Here is a 15,482-nt window from a genome sequence, read left to right as displayed (position 1 = left end):
CAGCGCCTTGAGACGCAGCCAGCAACAGGGGCTTATAGCCCCAGAGAAAACCACCCGTTCGACGGGTGGTTTTTATTGGCAAATTTTAAAATAGCGGTTGACGATAATGAGTAGTTGGTGTAAATTCTAATCATTAACTAATTTAAGGAGGGGTGAGCTTTCATGAAACAATCAATCGATCAGTTCTGTGCGGCTCGCTCTTTCCGCAGTTTGGCCTTGTTGTTGCTCGAGTAGGACCCGGTCCGTTAGCGCAAGCTGATGTGAACAGGCCCTCATTCGCGTGATGATGGGGCCTGCCAGATGCGGCCTCATCAATGATGAGGCCACTTTTTTTGAAAAGCATCTGACACTTAAGGGAAAAGGGAGATCAGTTATGAAGATTTCGATGAGAAAAGTGATGCTGGGCGCGATCACGGCCGTGAGTGCCATTGCTCTGGCTGGGTGTGCGACGACTTCCGCCGGCGATAAAGGCAATTCCAGTACGGGTAACACCGTGAAGATCGGCATGAACATGGAGCTGTCCGGCGCCGCTGCCGGCTATGGTAACCAGATGAAGCAGGGCTTTGACTTGGCAGTTAAGCAGATCAATGCAGACGGTGGGATCAGGGTCAACGGCAAGAAGATGAAGATCAAGACTGTGATCCGCGACAACAAGTCCACGACTTCCGGTTCCAGCTCTGTTGCCGCCCAGCTCGCTGGGTCTGATGGCGTCTCCGCGATTGTCGGCCCCGCCACCACCAACGACGGGACCGCGGCGATCCCGAACATCACCAAGGCCAAGGTGCCATCCGTTTCCCCAAGTGCGACCGACCCGGATTACACCCTGCAGAAAAACGGCAAGGTTCAGCCGTACGTGTTCCGCGCCTGCTTTGAAAATAACTTCCAGGGCGAAACCGCAGCGCACTTTGCCAACAACACCCTGAAGGCCAAGAACGTCGCGATTCTTGAAGACAACTCAAGCGATTACGGCACCGGGCTCGCCAAGGCCTTCAAGTCCGCCTTCAAGGGCAGCGTTGTCTCGACGCAGTCCTTCTCCGAAGGCGACAAGGACTTCAACGCCCTGCTGACCGGGATCAAGAATAAGAATATCGATGCCATTTACGTTCCGGGTTACTACTCTGAGGCCGGCCTGATCATCAAACAGGCCCGCTCGATGGGCATCGACGTGCCGATCATCGGCTCCGACGGCATGGCAGACCCGAAGCTGGCTGAAATCGCTGGCAGCGAAAACGCGTCTGACATTTACTACACCACGCCATTTTCCACCAAGTCTGGTTCCACGAACAAAATGGCCCAGACCTTCATGGCTGACTTCAAGAAGCAGTATCACACCGACGCGCCGACCTTCTCCGCGCTGGCTTACGATTCGGTCCTGATGGTTAAGCAGGCGATCGAGGATGCCAAATCCACCGATTCCGTCAAGATCGCGCAGTCCCTGGCCAAGATCAAGAACATGCCAGCCGTGACCGGTGCCATGACCGTCAACAAGACGCATGATCCGGAAAAGCCGATCATGATCGAAAAGCTGACCAACGGCAAGGTCGTATCCGCTGTCGAACAGAAGTAATTGTTAATTAGGTGGAGCGGGCAAATTAACCCTGTTGCACCAACCCATAGGAGGCGCTCTCGTGCAAACCTTTTTCCAGCAATTGATCAACGGCTTGAGTCTCGGCAGCATTTACGCGCTGCTGGCCCTCGGCTACACCATGGTCTACGGGATCATTAAGCTGATCAACTTTGCGCATGGGGACATTTATATGATTGGGGCCTTTTGGGGCTACTATGTGATCAACCAATACCACGTCGATTTCGGCGTGGCTTTGGTGTCTTCAATGGTCATTTGCGCCGCCCTGGGGATGCTGATCGAATATCTCGCATACAAGCCGCTGCGCAACTCGCCGCGGATCACTGCGCTGATCACGGCGATTGGCGTCTCGTACTTCCTTGAAAACGGCATGTCCTTCCTGTTCGGTGCCAACACCCGCAACTTCCCGCAGGTGGTGGCCTCGCACCGCTTCACCGTGTTCGGCGTGGCGGTGACCAACATTCAGCTGCTGATCGTGACGGTGTCGCTGCTCCTGATGGTTGCGCTGCAGCTTATTGTGCAGCACACCCGAATGGGGACGGCGATGCGGGCCGTGGCGGTCGACCAAGAGGCCGCCGAGCTGGTCGGCATCAATCCCAACCACGTCATTTCCTTCACCTTCGGCCTGGGCTCCGCCTTGGCCGGGGCGGCCGGCGTCCTGATCGGACTGTATTACAACTCGATCGACCCCCTGATGGGCATGGTGCCCGGCATCAAGGCCTTCGTGGCGGCGGTTGTCGGCGGCATCGGGTCGATTCCAGGCGCCGCGCTCGGCGGATTTCTCATCGGCATTTTGGAAACCTTCGTGCAGGCGATCGGGTTGTCGGCGTATAAGGACGCGGCGGTTTACGTGGTCCTCATCGTGATCCTCGTGGTCCTGCCGGCCGGGATCTTTGGCAAAAACGTGAAGGAGAAGGTGTGAGCATGGCAGCAAGATGGAAAGCAGCGCTGGTCTGGCTGGCGATCGCCGTTGCCGGCTTCTACCTGATCAATGAACTGATCGTGGTCGGTGTGATCAATAGTTTCATCGAAAACATGCTGGTCACCATTGGCATCAACATCATCTTGGCCACCGGCTTGAACCTGATTATCGGGTTTTCCGGCCAGTTCTCGCTGGGCCACGCCGGCTTTATGGCGCTTGGGGCCTATGCCACGGCCATCATTACCCAGTACTTGGGCAATGCGCTTGGCTTTTACCTGTCGATGGCCGTCGGGGTCGTGATCGCTATGGTCGTCGCGGTGATCATCGGCATTCCGACACTGCGGCTGCGCGGGGACTACCTTGCGATTGCCACGATGGGCGCGTCTGAGATCATCCGCGTGGTTCTGAACAACCTGAAGATCACCAACGGCGCGGCGGGGATGTACAACATTCCGGCGCTGGCCAACTGGCCGACCGTTTACGTGCTGGTGTGCCTGACGACCCTGATGATCGTCAACTTCGCCCGCAGCCGCGCTGGGCGCGCGATTCAGGCGATTCGCGAAGACGACATCGCCGCCGAGGCGGTGGGCATCAACCCGACCAAGTGGAAGCTGGCTGCCTTCGTGATGGGCGCGGCCACGGCGGCCGTCGCCGGCTCTCTGCACGCGGTGTACATCCAAACCATCGCCCCGAGCGATTTTGGCATCATGAACTCGATTTCGATCCTGATCATTGTGGTGCTGGGCGGGGTCGGCTCAATCACTGGTACCTTTGTGGCCGCGACCGTGCTGGGCGTGCTCGACACCGTGCTGCAAAGCTTTGGCACCCTGCGCATGGTGATTTACGCGCTGGCGTTGATCTTGATCATGGTCTTCAAGCCAAGCGGGCTACTCGGCCGCTACGAGGTGTCCATTCGCAAACTGTTTGAAAAGAAAGGAGTCCGCCATGGCACTGCTGACAGTCACGAATCTGAGTAAAAAGTTTGGCGGCCTGGACGCCGTGTCAAACGTCGACATGCACGTGGACGACGGTGAGCTGGTGGCCCTGATCGGCCCGAACGGCGCGGGCAAAACCACGCTGTTCAACATGCTGACCGGGGTGATCCCGCCCACTTCTGGCAAGATCACGCTGACCACGGCGACTGGCACCATTTCCCTGCTCGGCCACAAGCCATACCAGGTGGCCAAGCTGGGCCTGGCGCGCACCTTTCAAAACATTCGGCTGTTTGCTAACCTGTCCGTTCGCGACAACCTGCTTGCGGCGATGACGCACCGGTACACGGAAAACTTCTTTGCCGAGATTTTCCGCCTGCCTGCCTACTACAAAAAAGAGGCCAAGGTGGGGGCGTGGACCGATGCGCTGCTGCGCGAGTTTGACCTGACAGACGTGGCCGACTACGACGCCGGCAACCTGCCATACGGGACTCAGCGGCGGGTGGAGATCGCCCGCGCGACGGCGACGTCGCCGCGAATCATTTTCCTCGATGAGCCGGCGGCGGGGATGAACCCAGAGGAAACCGCGGCGCTGATGAAGCTGATCGGCAAGCTGCGCACCGATTTTCAGCTGACGGTGGTCCTGATTGAGCACGACATGAGCCTGGTCATGAACATTGCCGAGCGCATTTACGTGCTGAATCAAGGCAAGCTGATCGCCGAGGGCACCCCGAACGAGATCCAAAAGGACCAGGCCGTGGTCGACTCATATCTGGGAGGTGGCGTCCATGCTTAACGTGGTAGGCCTGAAGGTCAACTACGGCGCCATTCAGGCCGTGCAAGGCGTCGACTTCACTGTTAATGACGGCGAAATCGTCACGCTGATCGGGGCCAACGGGGCCGGCAAAAGCACTATCCTGAAAACCATCAGCGGTCTGCTGCGGCCCAGCGCCGGCACGATCACATACAACGATCAGAACCTGGCCAAGTTGTCGCCGTCTAAAATCGTTGCGGCCGGCATTGCGCAGGTGCCGGAAGGTCGGCACGTGTTCGAAGGCCTGACGGTGACCGAGAACCTGCGGATGGGTGCGTACCTGTCGCCCAAGACGCGAGACGAGCAGCTGGCTGCCGTCTACGACCAGTTTCCGGTGTTGAAGGAACGACGCAGCCAGGACGCGGCGACGCTGTCCGGCGGCGAGCAGCAGATGCTGGCAATGGGTCGCGCCATGATGGCCAAGCCCAAGCTGCTGCTTTTGGACGAGCCGTCGATGGGGCTGGCGCCAATTTACATCAACAAGATCTTCGACATCATCAAAAACATTCACGCCCAAGGGGTGACGGTGCTTTTGATTGAGCAAAACGCGGCCCAGGCGCTGCAGGTCGCCGACCGCGGCTACGTGCTGGCCAGCGGCCAGGTCAAAATGACCGGCACCGGCAAGGCCCTGCTCGCAAACGATGATGTGCGCGCGGCATACTTGGGCGGCTGAGGGTGTCATTGAGGTTCGGTTAAGGTCTGTTCCCTGAGGGGGGACAGACTTTTTTGGTTGGACGAAAAAATCGCCTCACGCCGGTTCATTGCAAACCGGCGTGAGGCGGGGGTTATGGCCGCAGCTGAGGCCGCTGATTCTTGATCAGCAGGTCCTGCTTGATCAGGTCAATGGTTTCCTGGTTTTGGGGCAAATCACTGTGCTCGGCGTTGCTGCCGGACAGGGTGATCATGGTGTAATGTTTGACCTGATTTTGAAAAATGTACTTGCCGGCGTCTACCGAGGCCAGCGGCACGATGCCGTCGGACGTGTAATTCTCAGACCCGGCCACCGAGTACACGGTCAGATCAACCGGCAGGCGCTTTTTCTGCCGGATCATGTCCGTCAGCATTTGCGTGCGGTTGGCGGGCTTGCTTTCTTCCAGATTATACGGCGAGCCGAGGGTGATCATGCGCTGCATGGTGTACTTAGACTGGTCCATGTACCGCTCCAAAAACAGAGTCAGGACCAGGCCGCCATTGCTGTGGCCGATCGCGGAAAACCGGTCGAAGTGGTATTTCTTGGCCATGGCGGTGAAGGCGATGTTGAACCAGCGCGCCTGGCGCTGAATGTTCGGGTAGCCGTCCTTGTTATTGGCAAACGCGACCACGATGTAGGGCTGGCGGTCCCGAGGGGCGATGCGGCCTGACTGTTTCAGCCGACCCGACTCGGTCACGGTGATTTTAACGTAGCTGTGGCCGGTGGTTTGGCGGTTGAGGGCGGAGACCAGCGCATTGAACCGGTTCTGGCTGGCTGAGCTGCCTGGCACCAGAAAAATCGGCCGCATGCGGGAGCGGTGGACGACGCGGGCGTTTTCGACGCTGGTGTGCATCCACTGGTAGGCTGGAAAACCGATTCCCACCAGGAGGACACAGAACACCAACAGTTTAACGAACCATTTTCGCATCGGCCTTCGCCTCCTGAGTTAAGCCCTGGACAAACGGGTAGTAAATCGCGACACTAGCGGCCAGGCACAGCAGACTGACAACCAGGGCTGACCAGTTGCCATTAGTGCCCAAAAAAGCGAAGAGCGGCGCTGGGGTGCTCGGCGGCACGGGGTAAACCACTGGCGGCATCAGGTGCAGCCAGAGCGCCAACGCGGCAATGCCACTGCTGGCGAGCGGCGCCAGGAAAAAAGGGATGAGCATGCGCAGATCCAAGATGACTGGCGTCGAAAGCAGCGTCAACAATGGCAGGTTGACGGTGGCCGTCACCAGCTCTGGAACCGCGACGCGCCGATTGACCAGCGCAAGCGCGAGCACTAGCGCCAGCATTGACCCGGTGCCGCCCATGTTGGCAAACGGCGCAAAGATGGTGCCGGTCGTGAAGCGGTACGGGATGGTGCTTAAACTAGGGTGGGCCAGCGCAGCGTTCAAGTTGGCGGCGGCTTCTGGGCTCATCGCAAAATTCGTCAGCGGCGCCAGCAGTGGTGGCAGTCCCAGCCACGTCAGCGCTAGGTTAGCGGGCAGCACCAGGAGATCCGGCAGCGTCAGCCACGACCAGGAAAGGTGGTTAGCCAGCAGCCGGCCCCCGGCGCCAATCACGAGCCCGAACAGGACCAGACCAATCAGCCAGGTCGCGGCCCAGTGGTCATTTTTCGCATGGTCAAACAGCCAGGCCACAGGCGGTGCGACCACTACCGCCAGCAGCAGCGCGCTGGGGCCGAGGTGCGGCCAGCTCAGCGTCCGGGTCGGGTCCGCCGTCGCCAGTGCCATGAAACTGAGCACCCCGATCACGGTCAAGGCCAGGTACCGATGGCCCAGCTCGGCCACCATGAGGCCCGCCACCATCAAGGCCAGACTGCCCCACAGCACGGTGGTCAAGTTACTGAGCAGCACCGGCAAAAAGCGCGGCCAGCGCAGATGGTAGATCTGGGCAAAAAAGCCGTCCTTCACCACAACGCTCAAGTTGACTGCCTGTGTCACTGCCGCGATGACCAGCACCGGCCGTAGTGTCTTTAAGGCCTCACGCAAGCTGCGCAGGACGCGCGTGGACTCTAGTTTTGTTGCCCAACTCATGGCGTTTTCCCCCTATTTGGTCGTCTACATTATGCGAGCCGAATCGTTTCTTGGCAATTTTAGAAAGCGGTTCTATGGTACTATTTAACTAGTTTGGAACATTTAAAAAGAGGGAGCAAAACATGGAAAAGCCATTAGCGAAATACATTGATCACACATTGCTCAAGCCGGACGCCACGCAGGATCAGATTGACACGGTCCTCGCGCAGGCCAAGCAGTACCATTTTGCCAGCGTCTGCATCAACCCCTACTGGGTCCCGCGGGCGGCGGCCGCCTTGCGCGGCACCGATGTGAACGTCTGCACAGTTATCGGCTTTCCGCTGGGCGCAAACACCACGTTCATCAAGGTCGACGAGGCCAACCACGCCATTGACGATGGCGCCAAGGAAGTCGACATGGTGTTAAACATCGGCGAACTCAAGGGCGGCCATGACGATCAGGTCAAGGCGGACATTCAGGCCGTGGCCGACGCCGCGCACGCCAAGGCGGCAGTGCTCAAGGTGATCATTGAGGCCGTGCTGCTTTCCGATGACGAAAAAGTTCGGGCCTGCCAGGCGGCTGAAGCGGCCGGGGCCGATTTTGTGAAAACCTCGACCGGTTTTGCCAGCGGTGGCGCCACCGTGCACGACGTGGCGCTGATGCGCGAAACGGTCGGCACGCGGCTGGGCGTCAAGGCGGCCGGCGGCATTCACTCCTATGCAGAAGCCAAGGCGTTGATCGAGGCCGGGGCGGACCGCCTTGGCGCCAGCGCCGGGGTCACCATTCTTAAGGAAGCCGGGGTGATCGACTGATGGGAAAATTTAAACGCGTCATCGGCATCGTCACGGATTCCATCGGGATCGGTGCCGCGCCGGATGCCGGCAAGTTCAACGATGAGGGGTCGGACACCCTGGGTCACATCGGCGAGTTCTTCCATGGCGACTGGGCGCTGTCGAACTGGCAGAAGCTCGGCCTGGGCAACATTCGCGAAGACGCGCCGATCAAGGGCGTCGAACCGATCGAGCGGCCCATCGGCTACTTTGGCAAAATGTACGAAATTTCTGCCGGCAAGGACAGCATGGATGGCCACTGGGAAATGATGGGCCTGCCGGTCACCGAGCCGCTTGGCTTTTTCCCGCAAGGTTTTCCCGCAAAACTGATCAAGCAGATCGAGGACTTTTCCGGCCGCAAGGTGATCGTCAACCTGCCATACTCCGGCACCGAGGTCATCAAAAAGTACGGCGAAGAGCAGCTGAAAACCGGCGACCTAATCGTTTACACGTCAGGCGACTCCGTGCTTCAGATTGCCGCTAACACCGCGGTCATTCCGCTCAAGGAGCTGTACAAGATCTGCGAGTACGCCCGCAGCATCACCACCGACCAGCCTTACAAAATCGGCCGGGTCATCGCACGGCCGTATGTCGGCGACAAGGCAGACAATTTCACGCGCACTTCGGACCGCCACGATTACGCGCTGATGCCAAACGCGCCAACGGACCTCGACCGGCTGCAGGCCGCCGGGATCCCGACGTACGGCGTTGGTAAGATCAACGACATTTTTTCCGGCCAGGGCCTGGATGATGGCATTCACACGGTCTCAAACGAGGACGGCATGAACCAGACGATCAAGCAGGTCAAATCGGCTCGGGAAGGCTTCATTTTCACCAACCTGGTCGACTTTGACGCCATGTACGGGCACCGGCGCAACGCGCAAGGCGATGGCGATGCGCTGATGGCCTTCGATAAGCAGCTCGGGGAGCTGATGGCGGCGATGCAAGACAGCGACCTTCTGATGATCACCTCGGACCACGGCAATGACCCCACGTTCCGCGGCACCGACCACACCCGCGAGTATGTGCCGCTGGTCGTATACAGCAAGTCCCTGCCAGGCGGTGGCAGCCTCGGGATTCGCTCGCCGTTTGCTGACATGGGCGCGACAATTCTGGACAACTTCGGCGTTCAAGGCGCCGGCGTTGGGCACTCATTTTTGGCTGAACTGAAATAGCTCGAATGGAGGACAATCATGAGCACACACATTGATGCGCCAAAAGACGCGATTGCCGACGTGGTTTTGCTGCCAGGGGATCCGCTGCGCGCCAAGTACATTGCTGAAACCTACCTGGACGACCCGGTGCTGTACAACACCGTGCGCAACGCGTTCGGTTACACCGGCACGTACCAGGGCCGGCGGGTGTCCGTTCAGGCGACCGGCATGGGGATCCCATCGATCTCGATTTACGCGACCGAGTTAATGAAGGATTACGGCGTCAAAACGCTGATCCGCGTCGGCACCACCGGGGGTCTTGCCCCGCAGGTCAAGGTCCGCGACCTGGTGCTGGCACAAGGCGCAACCACTGATTCGTCGATTGTTTTGAACACGTTCGGGGCCGGGCTCTACTTTGCGCCGCTCGCTGACTTCGGTCTGCTGGAAACGGCGGCCAAGTTGGCGCGTGAGACAAACCTGCGCTGCCACGTGGGTAACGTGCTGGGCGAGGACCGTTTCTACAACGACGAGATGGATCGGCAGAAGCTGATTGACTACGGGGTCCTCGCGACGGAAATGGAGACGCCGGCGCTGTATCTGCTGGCAGCGAAGTACCATCGGCGGGCGCTGGCCATTCTCACGGTGTCCAACCACCTGGTGACCGGCGAGGAAACGACTGCCCAAGAGCGTCAAACCAGCTTCGACGATATGATCCGCCTGGCGTTGCAGACTGTGTGCAGTTTGTAACATAAATGAAAAATAACGTGCTTGGACAGCTGAGGCCGCTTGTTCACGGGCCTTATCGCCTTTGGCCACGTCAATTTGGACAAAAACGAACGCCTATTCGGTGAAAACGCCGAGGCATGGTGCTAAGCTGAAACTAATCGTTAAGAAATCTTAAAGCAGTTTTTTTAATCAGTAAATGTGATGTTGAAATTGGAGGCACTTACGTATGGGAAAATCGACTAAGGCAATTGCACTGACCGCTGGTCTCGCGGGGGTTGCGGGACTAGCAGCGCTGGTGTCTGCACCGAATCAGGTCAGCGCGGCAACTACCGGTACAGTGACTTACCAACAGGGTGCAACAACTGTTTGGCAGACGCCGGCCTTTAACCAGGTCAAGCGCTACGTCCTGTTCAACCAGCGCATTGCAATTCAGGGCTCCAAGGTCGTTAACGGGGCAATCTGGTATCAGATTGGCGCTAACGAATGGATCCCGGCTATTTATCTGCAGGCCGATGATGGCCAGACTGCCAACGCCAACGCAGCAGCCGATCAGGCAACCAGTTCAAATTCCGCCAGCGACACCGAGGTGGGGTCGTACACGCTGACAGTGACTTACGAAGGCGGTGCGACGACGGTTTGGGCTTCGACTCACTACCAGACGGCGACTGGCCGTTATTTGACTGCTGGCCAACAGGTCACAGCGGTTGCCAAGACCACCAGCAATGGTGAAACATGGTACCGCCTGAGTTCTGGCGGCTACGTTCCGGCACGCTTTACCTCTGAAAATGGGGCAGTGGCGGCGCCGGCGGTAACGCCAGCACCCGCTGCTTCTGCTGCGCCAGTCGCTAGTGCCGCTGCACCTGCCGCTTCAAGCGCTGCACCTGCTGCTTCTTCTGCAGCACCTGCAGCCTCTAGTGCTGCGCCTGCCGCAAGTACCGCGACAGCTGTTGCAAGCAGCACTCCTCAGGCCGTCACCCCAGCAGTCACTGCCGGCAGCTTCAACCTGACGGTCAACTACGCTGGTGCCGTGACGGTATGGAATGCCCCTAGCTTCACGACCGCTTCTGGCAAGTACCTGAGCAATGGCCAACAGGTCACTGCCAACGGCACAGTCACTGCCGGCGGTGCCACGTGGTACCAGCTGACTTCTGGCGGCTATGTGCCAGCTAACACGGTTACCACTGGCACGGTTGCCGCTCCTGCAGCACCGGCCGCTCCTGCGGCAACTGCCACACCTGCAGCACCAGCTGCTCCTGCGGCAACCCCAGCACCCGTTGCTAAGCCTGCGACCACGACGGCCACGGCAAGCAAGCCGGCCACCGCGGCGCCAGCGCCAGCAGCCACGGCAACCCTTAGCCGGGCCGCCAAGGTTCAGCGTCTGATTTCCACCGCACGTGCGGAGATTGGCAAACCTTACTTATGGGGCTCCAAAGGGCCGAATAGCTTCGATTGCTCCGGCTTGATGTACTACACATTCAAGAATGCGCTGGGCATTACGCTTGGCGGTTACACCGGGACACAGCAAAACAACGGGACGCGGATTTCCATGAGTCAGGTCCAGGCTGGCGATTTGATTTTCTGGGCCACGAATGGGACCCCTTACCACGTCGCACTGGCCATTGGTAACAACCAGTACATCAATGCAGTCAAGCCGGGCGTCCCGGTCCAAATTGGGACGATTTCCCAGTACTTCAACCCAAGCTTCGCGGTTCGCGTGGCGTTCTAAAACTAATTTCGACAATCAATAAGCGTCCATCTAATCAAAGAGATGGACGCTTTTTTGGTGGTTAGGTGGTTAGAATGAGGTGTCGAGATAGTGGCCCATCACACTGAGAAAATGCCGCAGCTGCAACTTGCGCAAGACGCCGGCACCGGGGAAATGACGGGCTGCAGCCAGCTCGATCAGCTCGCGCAAAGCCGGAGTGGATGCTTTGGGAGTTGCGGTCAGCCACGCCGACAGTGGGGCAGCCGCCTCGAAAAATTTGTCCTGGGGGTGGCTAAAGTCCTCATTGTTGACTGAGGTGAAATGCTGCACCCACAGCTGCTCGTGCTGCTCGAACAATAAATGCAGGGACAGCGCCCGTTGCGGGTACCCGCGTTCATCGTAGTGCCGCGTCGCCAGCGGGTAGTCGGCAAAGCCGCTGCCAGGCAAAGTCTGTTGAGGGTACTGATAAAATTCGCGCTGGACCAGGTGATAGTCTTCGGTGCGCTCGCGAGTGGGGGTGTGGTCTTCCAAATACGCCGCGTGCTTTAGGTGCAGGCGGCGAAACCGGGCGCCTGCAGGAATCAGGCTGACTTGGCCGTTTGGCAGGGCCACCACCTGCGCCAGGGTCTCGGCGATGATCAAGGCGCCTGTCTGGCCGTCAAAGTACCGTGCGGACTGGACCCAAGGCGATAGCGCGGCGCGGTGCACCGGGCTGGCTAGCAGGCCGTAGCGGCCGACCTGCGGGTTTTGCACGACAAACAGGAGATGTTTTCGGGCGGTGAAGGCCTTGGCCACGGCAGTCAGGGCCGGCAGGTCTTTGACGGGTTCGATCACCGGCAGCACGTGCGGCGAAAGGGCGTCTTTTTCGACGGCCTCTTTCAGGGCCAGCAGATCGTACTGGCGTCCACGAATCAGCGGGTAGTAGTTCATGATGGCCGCCTCAGCAAGGCCAATTCCTCAGCGAGTGCGTCGACTTCGGCCTGCAGCGTGCTGACGGCGGTGCCTTCGACCCCGCCCATGACGCGGTCGTAAAGGTTTGATTCGGGGTCGTAGACGCGGTACTGATCCGAGCGCCGCTTGATTTCGGCCAGCAACTGCTCGTCTGAAAAGTGCGAAAGGCCCTTGTCCACCTGCTTGGCCTTTTGCACCTCGCGGTTAAGGCTGGCGATGAAGCGCTCAAGCAGCTGCGCCTCTGGCACCTGCAGGGCCTGCCGGCGCGGCGGGCGGCTGATGGTCAGCTGGCCGGGCACCGTGATCGGCACCGTGGCCGCTTTGATGGCCGCCGGGTCGAAGGCTTGGTAGGTCATGACCCCGATGCCGGCGGGAATCTCATCGGCCACCTGCTGGTAAAGGGTTAACGGCAGCACAAAGTAGTTGTAGTCGCCGATGAAGCTGAGTTTGGCGCTGCTGTGAAAATCGCTTTTGGTCACCTTCAGTTCAAAGCACCGCCAGGTCAACGGGTCGCCGGGCTGCATGACCAGCGTGTCGACGATCCCACGGTCGTCTGGCATGGTCACTTCCTCGACTGCCACCGCGCCTTGGTCCTCCCAGTAGGCGTACAGCGTTTTTTCCAAATCAAGCGTTAGGGGTGTTTTCACGATGAGCCTCCCAAAAGTCGGTCAGTTGCGCGGCCATGTCGTCAAGGTCAGTGGCGACGGTGGCATGGGTCCAGTGCGGCGGAAACAGCGGCGCGTATCGCGGCCCGGCGAAGCGGCTGTCGGCCAGCAGCACGACGCCGACGTCCTTGGCCCCGCGAATGACCCGCCCGCCAGCCTGCAGGACATTGTTGAAGCCAGGCAGCTGGTAGGCGTAGGCAAACCCGTCCTGGCCCTGCGCGTCAAAATACGCCCGCAGGCGGTCGGTTTCTGCGTTCAGGCCGGGCAGGCCGACCGTGACAATGGCGACGCCGATGAGCTGGTCGCCGCCCAGATCGATGCCTTCGCTGAAAATCCCGCCGAGTACGGCAAAGCCGACCACGGGGCTGGGATCGTCGCGAAACCGGGCCAGGAAGGCGGTGCGCTCGTCGCCGGTCATGGTGGCGCCTTGCACGACCGTGGCCAGGTCTGGGTTGGCCGCCTTGAAGGCGTCAAAGACCGTGGTCAGGTAGCTATGTGAGGGCAGGAACACGAGGTAATGGCCGGCTTTGGTGCTGACCATCATGGTGAGGCTGGCGATCAGCGCCGGCAGGCTGGACTCACGGTTGCGGTAGGTCGGGGTGATGAAATTGGTGACCAACACCTTGAGGTTTTCCTGGGGAAACGGCGAGGGCAGACGGTAGGCCAGCGACTGGTCGCGGCCGCCGAGAATGTCCTGATAGTAGGGCAGCGGCGAGAGGGTGGCGGAAAAAAGCACGGCGCCGCGTCCCTTGTCCAGGCAGTCCGAGATGAACTGACTAGGATCCAGGCACAGCTCCTTGAGGTGGATGGCCCCGGCGGCGTTTTCAATTTCCGTTTCGTAGGCGTCGTTGTAGTAATCAGCGATGCGCAGGTAGCTGGTGGCGCTGAAAAACACCGGCAGCACCTGGTCAACGATAGCCTGGTCGCGCGTGTCCGGGTCCTGGCCTAGCCAGTCGTGCACGGCGCTGGTGAAGCCGGTCAGCTGCGCGATGAAGTCGTCGAGCTGCGGTTTTTGAAACGTCAGCGGCTGGTCATTGACTGTCAGGCGCACGGCGTCAAAGGCCGTCAGGACCTTGGACAAGGCGCCTTTGACCGGCGGCAGGCCCTTGCCCTTTTGCTTATCGATGGCGGCTCTCAGGGTGGCAAAATCGGTGTCAAGCAGCTCGGCACTGTACATTTCCCGTGCCCGCGCCACCAGGTTGTGGGCTTCATCGATCAAAAAGAAGTTGCCGGTGTCCGGTTCCGCAAAGAAGCGCTGCAGGAACACCGCCGGGTCGAACAGGTAGTTGTAGTCGCAAATGATGACATCGCAAAACAGGCTGACGTCCAGCGAAAACTCGAAGGGGTCCAGCGTGTGCTTCTTGGCGTACTGCTCGATCACCGGCCGCGTGATGGCGTCCTCGTGGCCCAACAGGTCTTTCAGCGCCGGTTTGAGGCGGTCGTAGTAGCCGAGCATGTAGGGGTTGATGCTGGGGTCGTCGGGCTCGTCGGCAAAGGTGATGGTGTCCTTGGCCGTCAGAGTGATGCTTTTGGCGTGCAGGCCGTGCTTGGTCATCAGCGCCATCGCCTCTTCGGCCACGTGCCTGGTGCTTTGCTTGGCGGTCAGGTAGAAGGTGCGCTGGATGAGTCCGGCACCCATCGCCTTGATCACCGGAAACAGCGTCGAAATGGTTTTGCCGGTGCCGGTCGGAGCCTCGACAAACAGCCGCGTCGAATTGGCGACGGTGCGGTACACCGCCGCGGCCAGTTCGCGCTGCCCCTTGCGGTAGACCGGGAAGGGAAACGGCAGCGGGTCGATGCTGGCGTCGCGGCGTGCGACAATGTCGCTGCGCATTTTCAGCCAGTCACCAAAATCGTTCAGCAGGTCCTGAAAGTCGTTGGCGAGCTCGGCCGCGGTTTTCACCTCGGTGAAGCGCGTGATGTGATCGTTATTCGTTTGGTAGTAAATCAGATCCAGTTCGACCTCATCCAAATCGCGCTCGTCGCACAGAAAATGGCCGTAGACTCGGGCCTGCGCCCAGTAGCGGTCCTTGGTGTTTTGCGTGACGTCGGCCCAGTCGCGCGCCGAGGTTTTGATCTCCTCGACCACGGTACGGGGGCGGCTGGTGTCCACGCCGTCTGCGCGTCCGTCGATGGTGTAGGCCACACCGTTGACCGTGACCGTCTGGGCCAGGTAGACTTCCTTTTCGTAGTCGCCGTCATGGGCGGCCTGCAGGCGGCGGTGGATCGAAGCGCCCAGCATGGCGGTGTTGTTGGAATTAGTGGTGACCGGGTCCAGGTCACCGGTGCGGACGGTGAGTTCGACGAGCTCGCGCACGCCAATGCGGTTGTCTGCCATGAGAACGCTCCTTTCTTAAGCAATTTTAACCGGCGCAGTGAAACTCGTCGCGCCGGCTTTTCCTACCAGTATAAAACGGATGTTCGGGCTTGAAAAGGGAAGCTGGCTTGAACCGAGCCGCTTACATAGGATATGATGGCCAAAGAATAAG

General features: G+C 59.5%; 14 protein-coding genes. 9 read left to right on the top strand and 5 right to left on the bottom strand.

Features of this window, described 5'->3' with window-relative positions; genetic code table 11:
- Positions 1–373: 373 nt before the first annotated feature.
- The 5 genes from EKM86_RS09950 (at position 374) to EKM86_RS09930 (ending at position 4,926) form a co-directional block, all read left to right on the top strand.
- Complete coding sequence (locus EKM86_RS09950; protein WP_125757540.1) at positions 374–1,567, top strand: ABC transporter substrate-binding protein; 1,194 nt, start codon at positions 374–376, stop codon at positions 1,565–1,567.
- Positions 1,568–1,628: 61 nt separating this feature from the next.
- Positions 1,629–2,507 carry a branched-chain amino acid ABC transporter permease gene (locus EKM86_RS09945; protein WP_125757538.1) on the top strand — a complete coding sequence of 293 codons (879 nt, stop codon included), beginning with the start codon at positions 1,629–1,631 and terminating at the stop codon, positions 2,505–2,507.
- Between the two features lie 2 nt (positions 2,508–2,509).
- Positions 2,510–3,484 carry a branched-chain amino acid ABC transporter permease gene (locus tag EKM86_RS09940; protein ID WP_125757536.1) on the top strand — a complete coding sequence of 325 codons (975 nt, stop codon included), beginning with the start codon at positions 2,510–2,512 and terminating at the stop codon, positions 3,482–3,484.
- The gene (locus EKM86_RS09935) at positions 3,453–4,235 is read left to right on the top strand and encodes an ABC transporter ATP-binding protein (protein ID WP_125757534.1); all 783 of its coding nucleotides are present in this window, start codon (positions 3,453–3,455) and stop codon (positions 4,233–4,235) included. The genes EKM86_RS09940 and EKM86_RS09935 overlap by 32 nt, the downstream gene beginning before the upstream one ends.
- Positions 4,228–4,926, top strand: coding sequence for an ABC transporter ATP-binding protein (locus tag EKM86_RS09930; RefSeq protein WP_125757532.1), 699 nt, complete (start codon positions 4,228–4,230; stop codon positions 4,924–4,926). The genes EKM86_RS09935 and EKM86_RS09930 overlap by 8 nt, the downstream gene beginning before the upstream one ends.
- Before the next feature lie 112 nt (positions 4,927–5,038).
- Here the strand turns inward: EKM86_RS09930 and EKM86_RS09925 are convergent, their stop codons facing one another.
- Both EKM86_RS09925 and EKM86_RS09920 read right to left on the bottom strand, forming a co-directional pair.
- Positions 5,039–5,872, bottom strand: coding sequence for an alpha/beta hydrolase (locus tag EKM86_RS09925; protein WP_125757530.1), 834 nt, complete (start codon positions 5,870–5,872; stop codon positions 5,039–5,041).
- A complete protein-coding gene (locus EKM86_RS09920; RefSeq protein WP_125757528.1) occupies positions 5,853–6,983 on the bottom strand; it encodes a hypothetical protein in 1,131 nt (376 codons plus the stop codon). The genes EKM86_RS09925 and EKM86_RS09920 overlap by 20 nt, the downstream gene beginning before the upstream one ends.
- Positions 6,984–7,105: 122 nt before the next feature.
- Between EKM86_RS09920 and deoC the strand changes: the two genes are divergently transcribed.
- From deoC to EKM86_RS09900, 4 genes are all read left to right on the top strand, one after another.
- A complete protein-coding gene (deoC, locus tag EKM86_RS09915; protein WP_125757526.1) occupies positions 7,106–7,774 on the top strand; it encodes a deoxyribose-phosphate aldolase in 669 nt (222 codons plus the stop codon).
- Positions 7,774–8,967, top strand: coding sequence for a phosphopentomutase (locus tag EKM86_RS09910; protein ID WP_125757524.1), 1,194 nt, complete (start codon positions 7,774–7,776; stop codon positions 8,965–8,967). Before deoC ends, EKM86_RS09910 begins: the two co-directional genes overlap by 1 nt.
- Before the next feature lie 18 nt (positions 8,968–8,985).
- Positions 8,986–9,693 carry a purine-nucleoside phosphorylase gene (gene deoD / locus EKM86_RS09905; RefSeq protein ID WP_125757522.1) on the top strand — a complete coding sequence of 236 codons (708 nt, stop codon included), beginning with the start codon at positions 8,986–8,988 and terminating at the stop codon, positions 9,691–9,693.
- Between the two features lie 205 nt (positions 9,694–9,898).
- Positions 9,899–11,398 (top strand): C40 family peptidase, encoded by a 1,500-nt coding sequence (locus EKM86_RS09900; RefSeq protein WP_125757520.1) that lies wholly within the window; start codon positions 9,899–9,901, stop codon positions 11,396–11,398.
- Positions 11,399–11,467: 69 nt separating this feature from the next.
- Here EKM86_RS09900 and EKM86_RS09895 read toward each other — a convergent pair whose 3' ends face one another.
- The 3 genes from EKM86_RS09895 to EKM86_RS09885 are packed head-to-tail and all read right to left on the bottom strand — an operon-like array spanning position 11,468 to position 15,331.
- On the bottom strand, positions 11,468–12,307 hold the full coding sequence (locus EKM86_RS09895) for a sce7725 family protein (RefSeq protein WP_125757518.1): 840 nt from the start codon (positions 12,305–12,307) through the stop codon (positions 11,468–11,470).
- Complete coding sequence (locus tag EKM86_RS09890) at positions 12,304–12,975, bottom strand: hypothetical protein (protein WP_125757516.1); 672 nt, start codon at positions 12,973–12,975, stop codon at positions 12,304–12,306. The genes EKM86_RS09895 and EKM86_RS09890 overlap by 4 nt, the downstream gene beginning before the upstream one ends.
- Positions 12,953–15,331 (bottom strand): ATP-dependent DNA helicase, encoded by a 2,379-nt coding sequence (locus tag EKM86_RS09885; RefSeq protein ID WP_125757514.1) that lies wholly within the window; start codon positions 15,329–15,331, stop codon positions 12,953–12,955. The genes EKM86_RS09890 and EKM86_RS09885 overlap by 23 nt, the downstream gene beginning before the upstream one ends.
- Between the last annotated feature and the right edge of the window lie 151 nt (positions 15,332–15,482).

This window comes from Lacticaseibacillus hegangensis (assembly GCF_003946465.1).
GTDB classification, from domain to species: domain Bacteria; phylum Bacillota; class Bacilli; order Lactobacillales; family Lactobacillaceae; genus Lacticaseibacillus; species Lacticaseibacillus hegangensis.
The sequence above is the reverse complement of the archived record's forward strand: the minus strand, read 5'-3'. Positions and strand labels throughout refer to the sequence as shown.

What these genes read in the sequence shown, in the direction of transcription:
- EKM86_RS09895 (WP_125757518.1), bottom strand. Translation starts at nt 12,307, where the DNA reads ATGAACTACTACCCGCTGATTCGTGGACGCCAGTACGATCTGCTGGCC.
- EKM86_RS09900 (WP_125757520.1), top strand. Translation starts at nt 9,899, where the DNA reads ATGGGAAAATCGACTAAGGCAATTGCACTGACCGCTGGTCTCGCGGGG.
- EKM86_RS09940 (WP_125757536.1), top strand. Translation starts at nt 2,510, where the DNA reads ATGGCAGCAAGATGGAAAGCAGCGCTGGTCTGGCTGGCGATCGCCGTT.
- EKM86_RS09885 (WP_125757514.1), bottom strand. Translation starts at nt 15,331, where the DNA reads ATGGCAGACAACCGCATTGGCGTGCGCGAGCTCGTCGAACTCACCGTC.
- deoC (WP_125757526.1), top strand. Translation starts at nt 7,106, where the DNA reads ATGGAAAAGCCATTAGCGAAATACATTGATCACACATTGCTCAAGCCG.
- EKM86_RS09930 (WP_125757532.1), top strand. Translation starts at nt 4,228, where the DNA reads ATGCTTAACGTGGTAGGCCTGAAGGTCAACTACGGCGCCATTCAGGCC.
- EKM86_RS09950 (WP_125757540.1), top strand. Translation starts at nt 374, where the DNA reads ATGAAGATTTCGATGAGAAAAGTGATGCTGGGCGCGATCACGGCCGTG.
- deoD (WP_125757522.1), top strand. Translation starts at nt 8,986, where the DNA reads ATGAGCACACACATTGATGCGCCAAAAGACGCGATTGCCGACGTGGTT.
- EKM86_RS09935 (WP_125757534.1), top strand. Translation starts at nt 3,453, where the DNA reads ATGGCACTGCTGACAGTCACGAATCTGAGTAAAAAGTTTGGCGGCCTG.
- EKM86_RS09920 (WP_125757528.1), bottom strand. Translation starts at nt 6,983, where the DNA reads ATGAGTTGGGCAACAAAACTAGAGTCCACGCGCGTCCTGCGCAGCTTG.
- EKM86_RS09925 (WP_125757530.1), bottom strand. Translation starts at nt 5,872, where the DNA reads ATGCGAAAATGGTTCGTTAAACTGTTGGTGTTCTGTGTCCTCCTGGTG.
- EKM86_RS09910 (WP_125757524.1), top strand. Translation starts at nt 7,774, where the DNA reads ATGGGAAAATTTAAACGCGTCATCGGCATCGTCACGGATTCCATCGGG.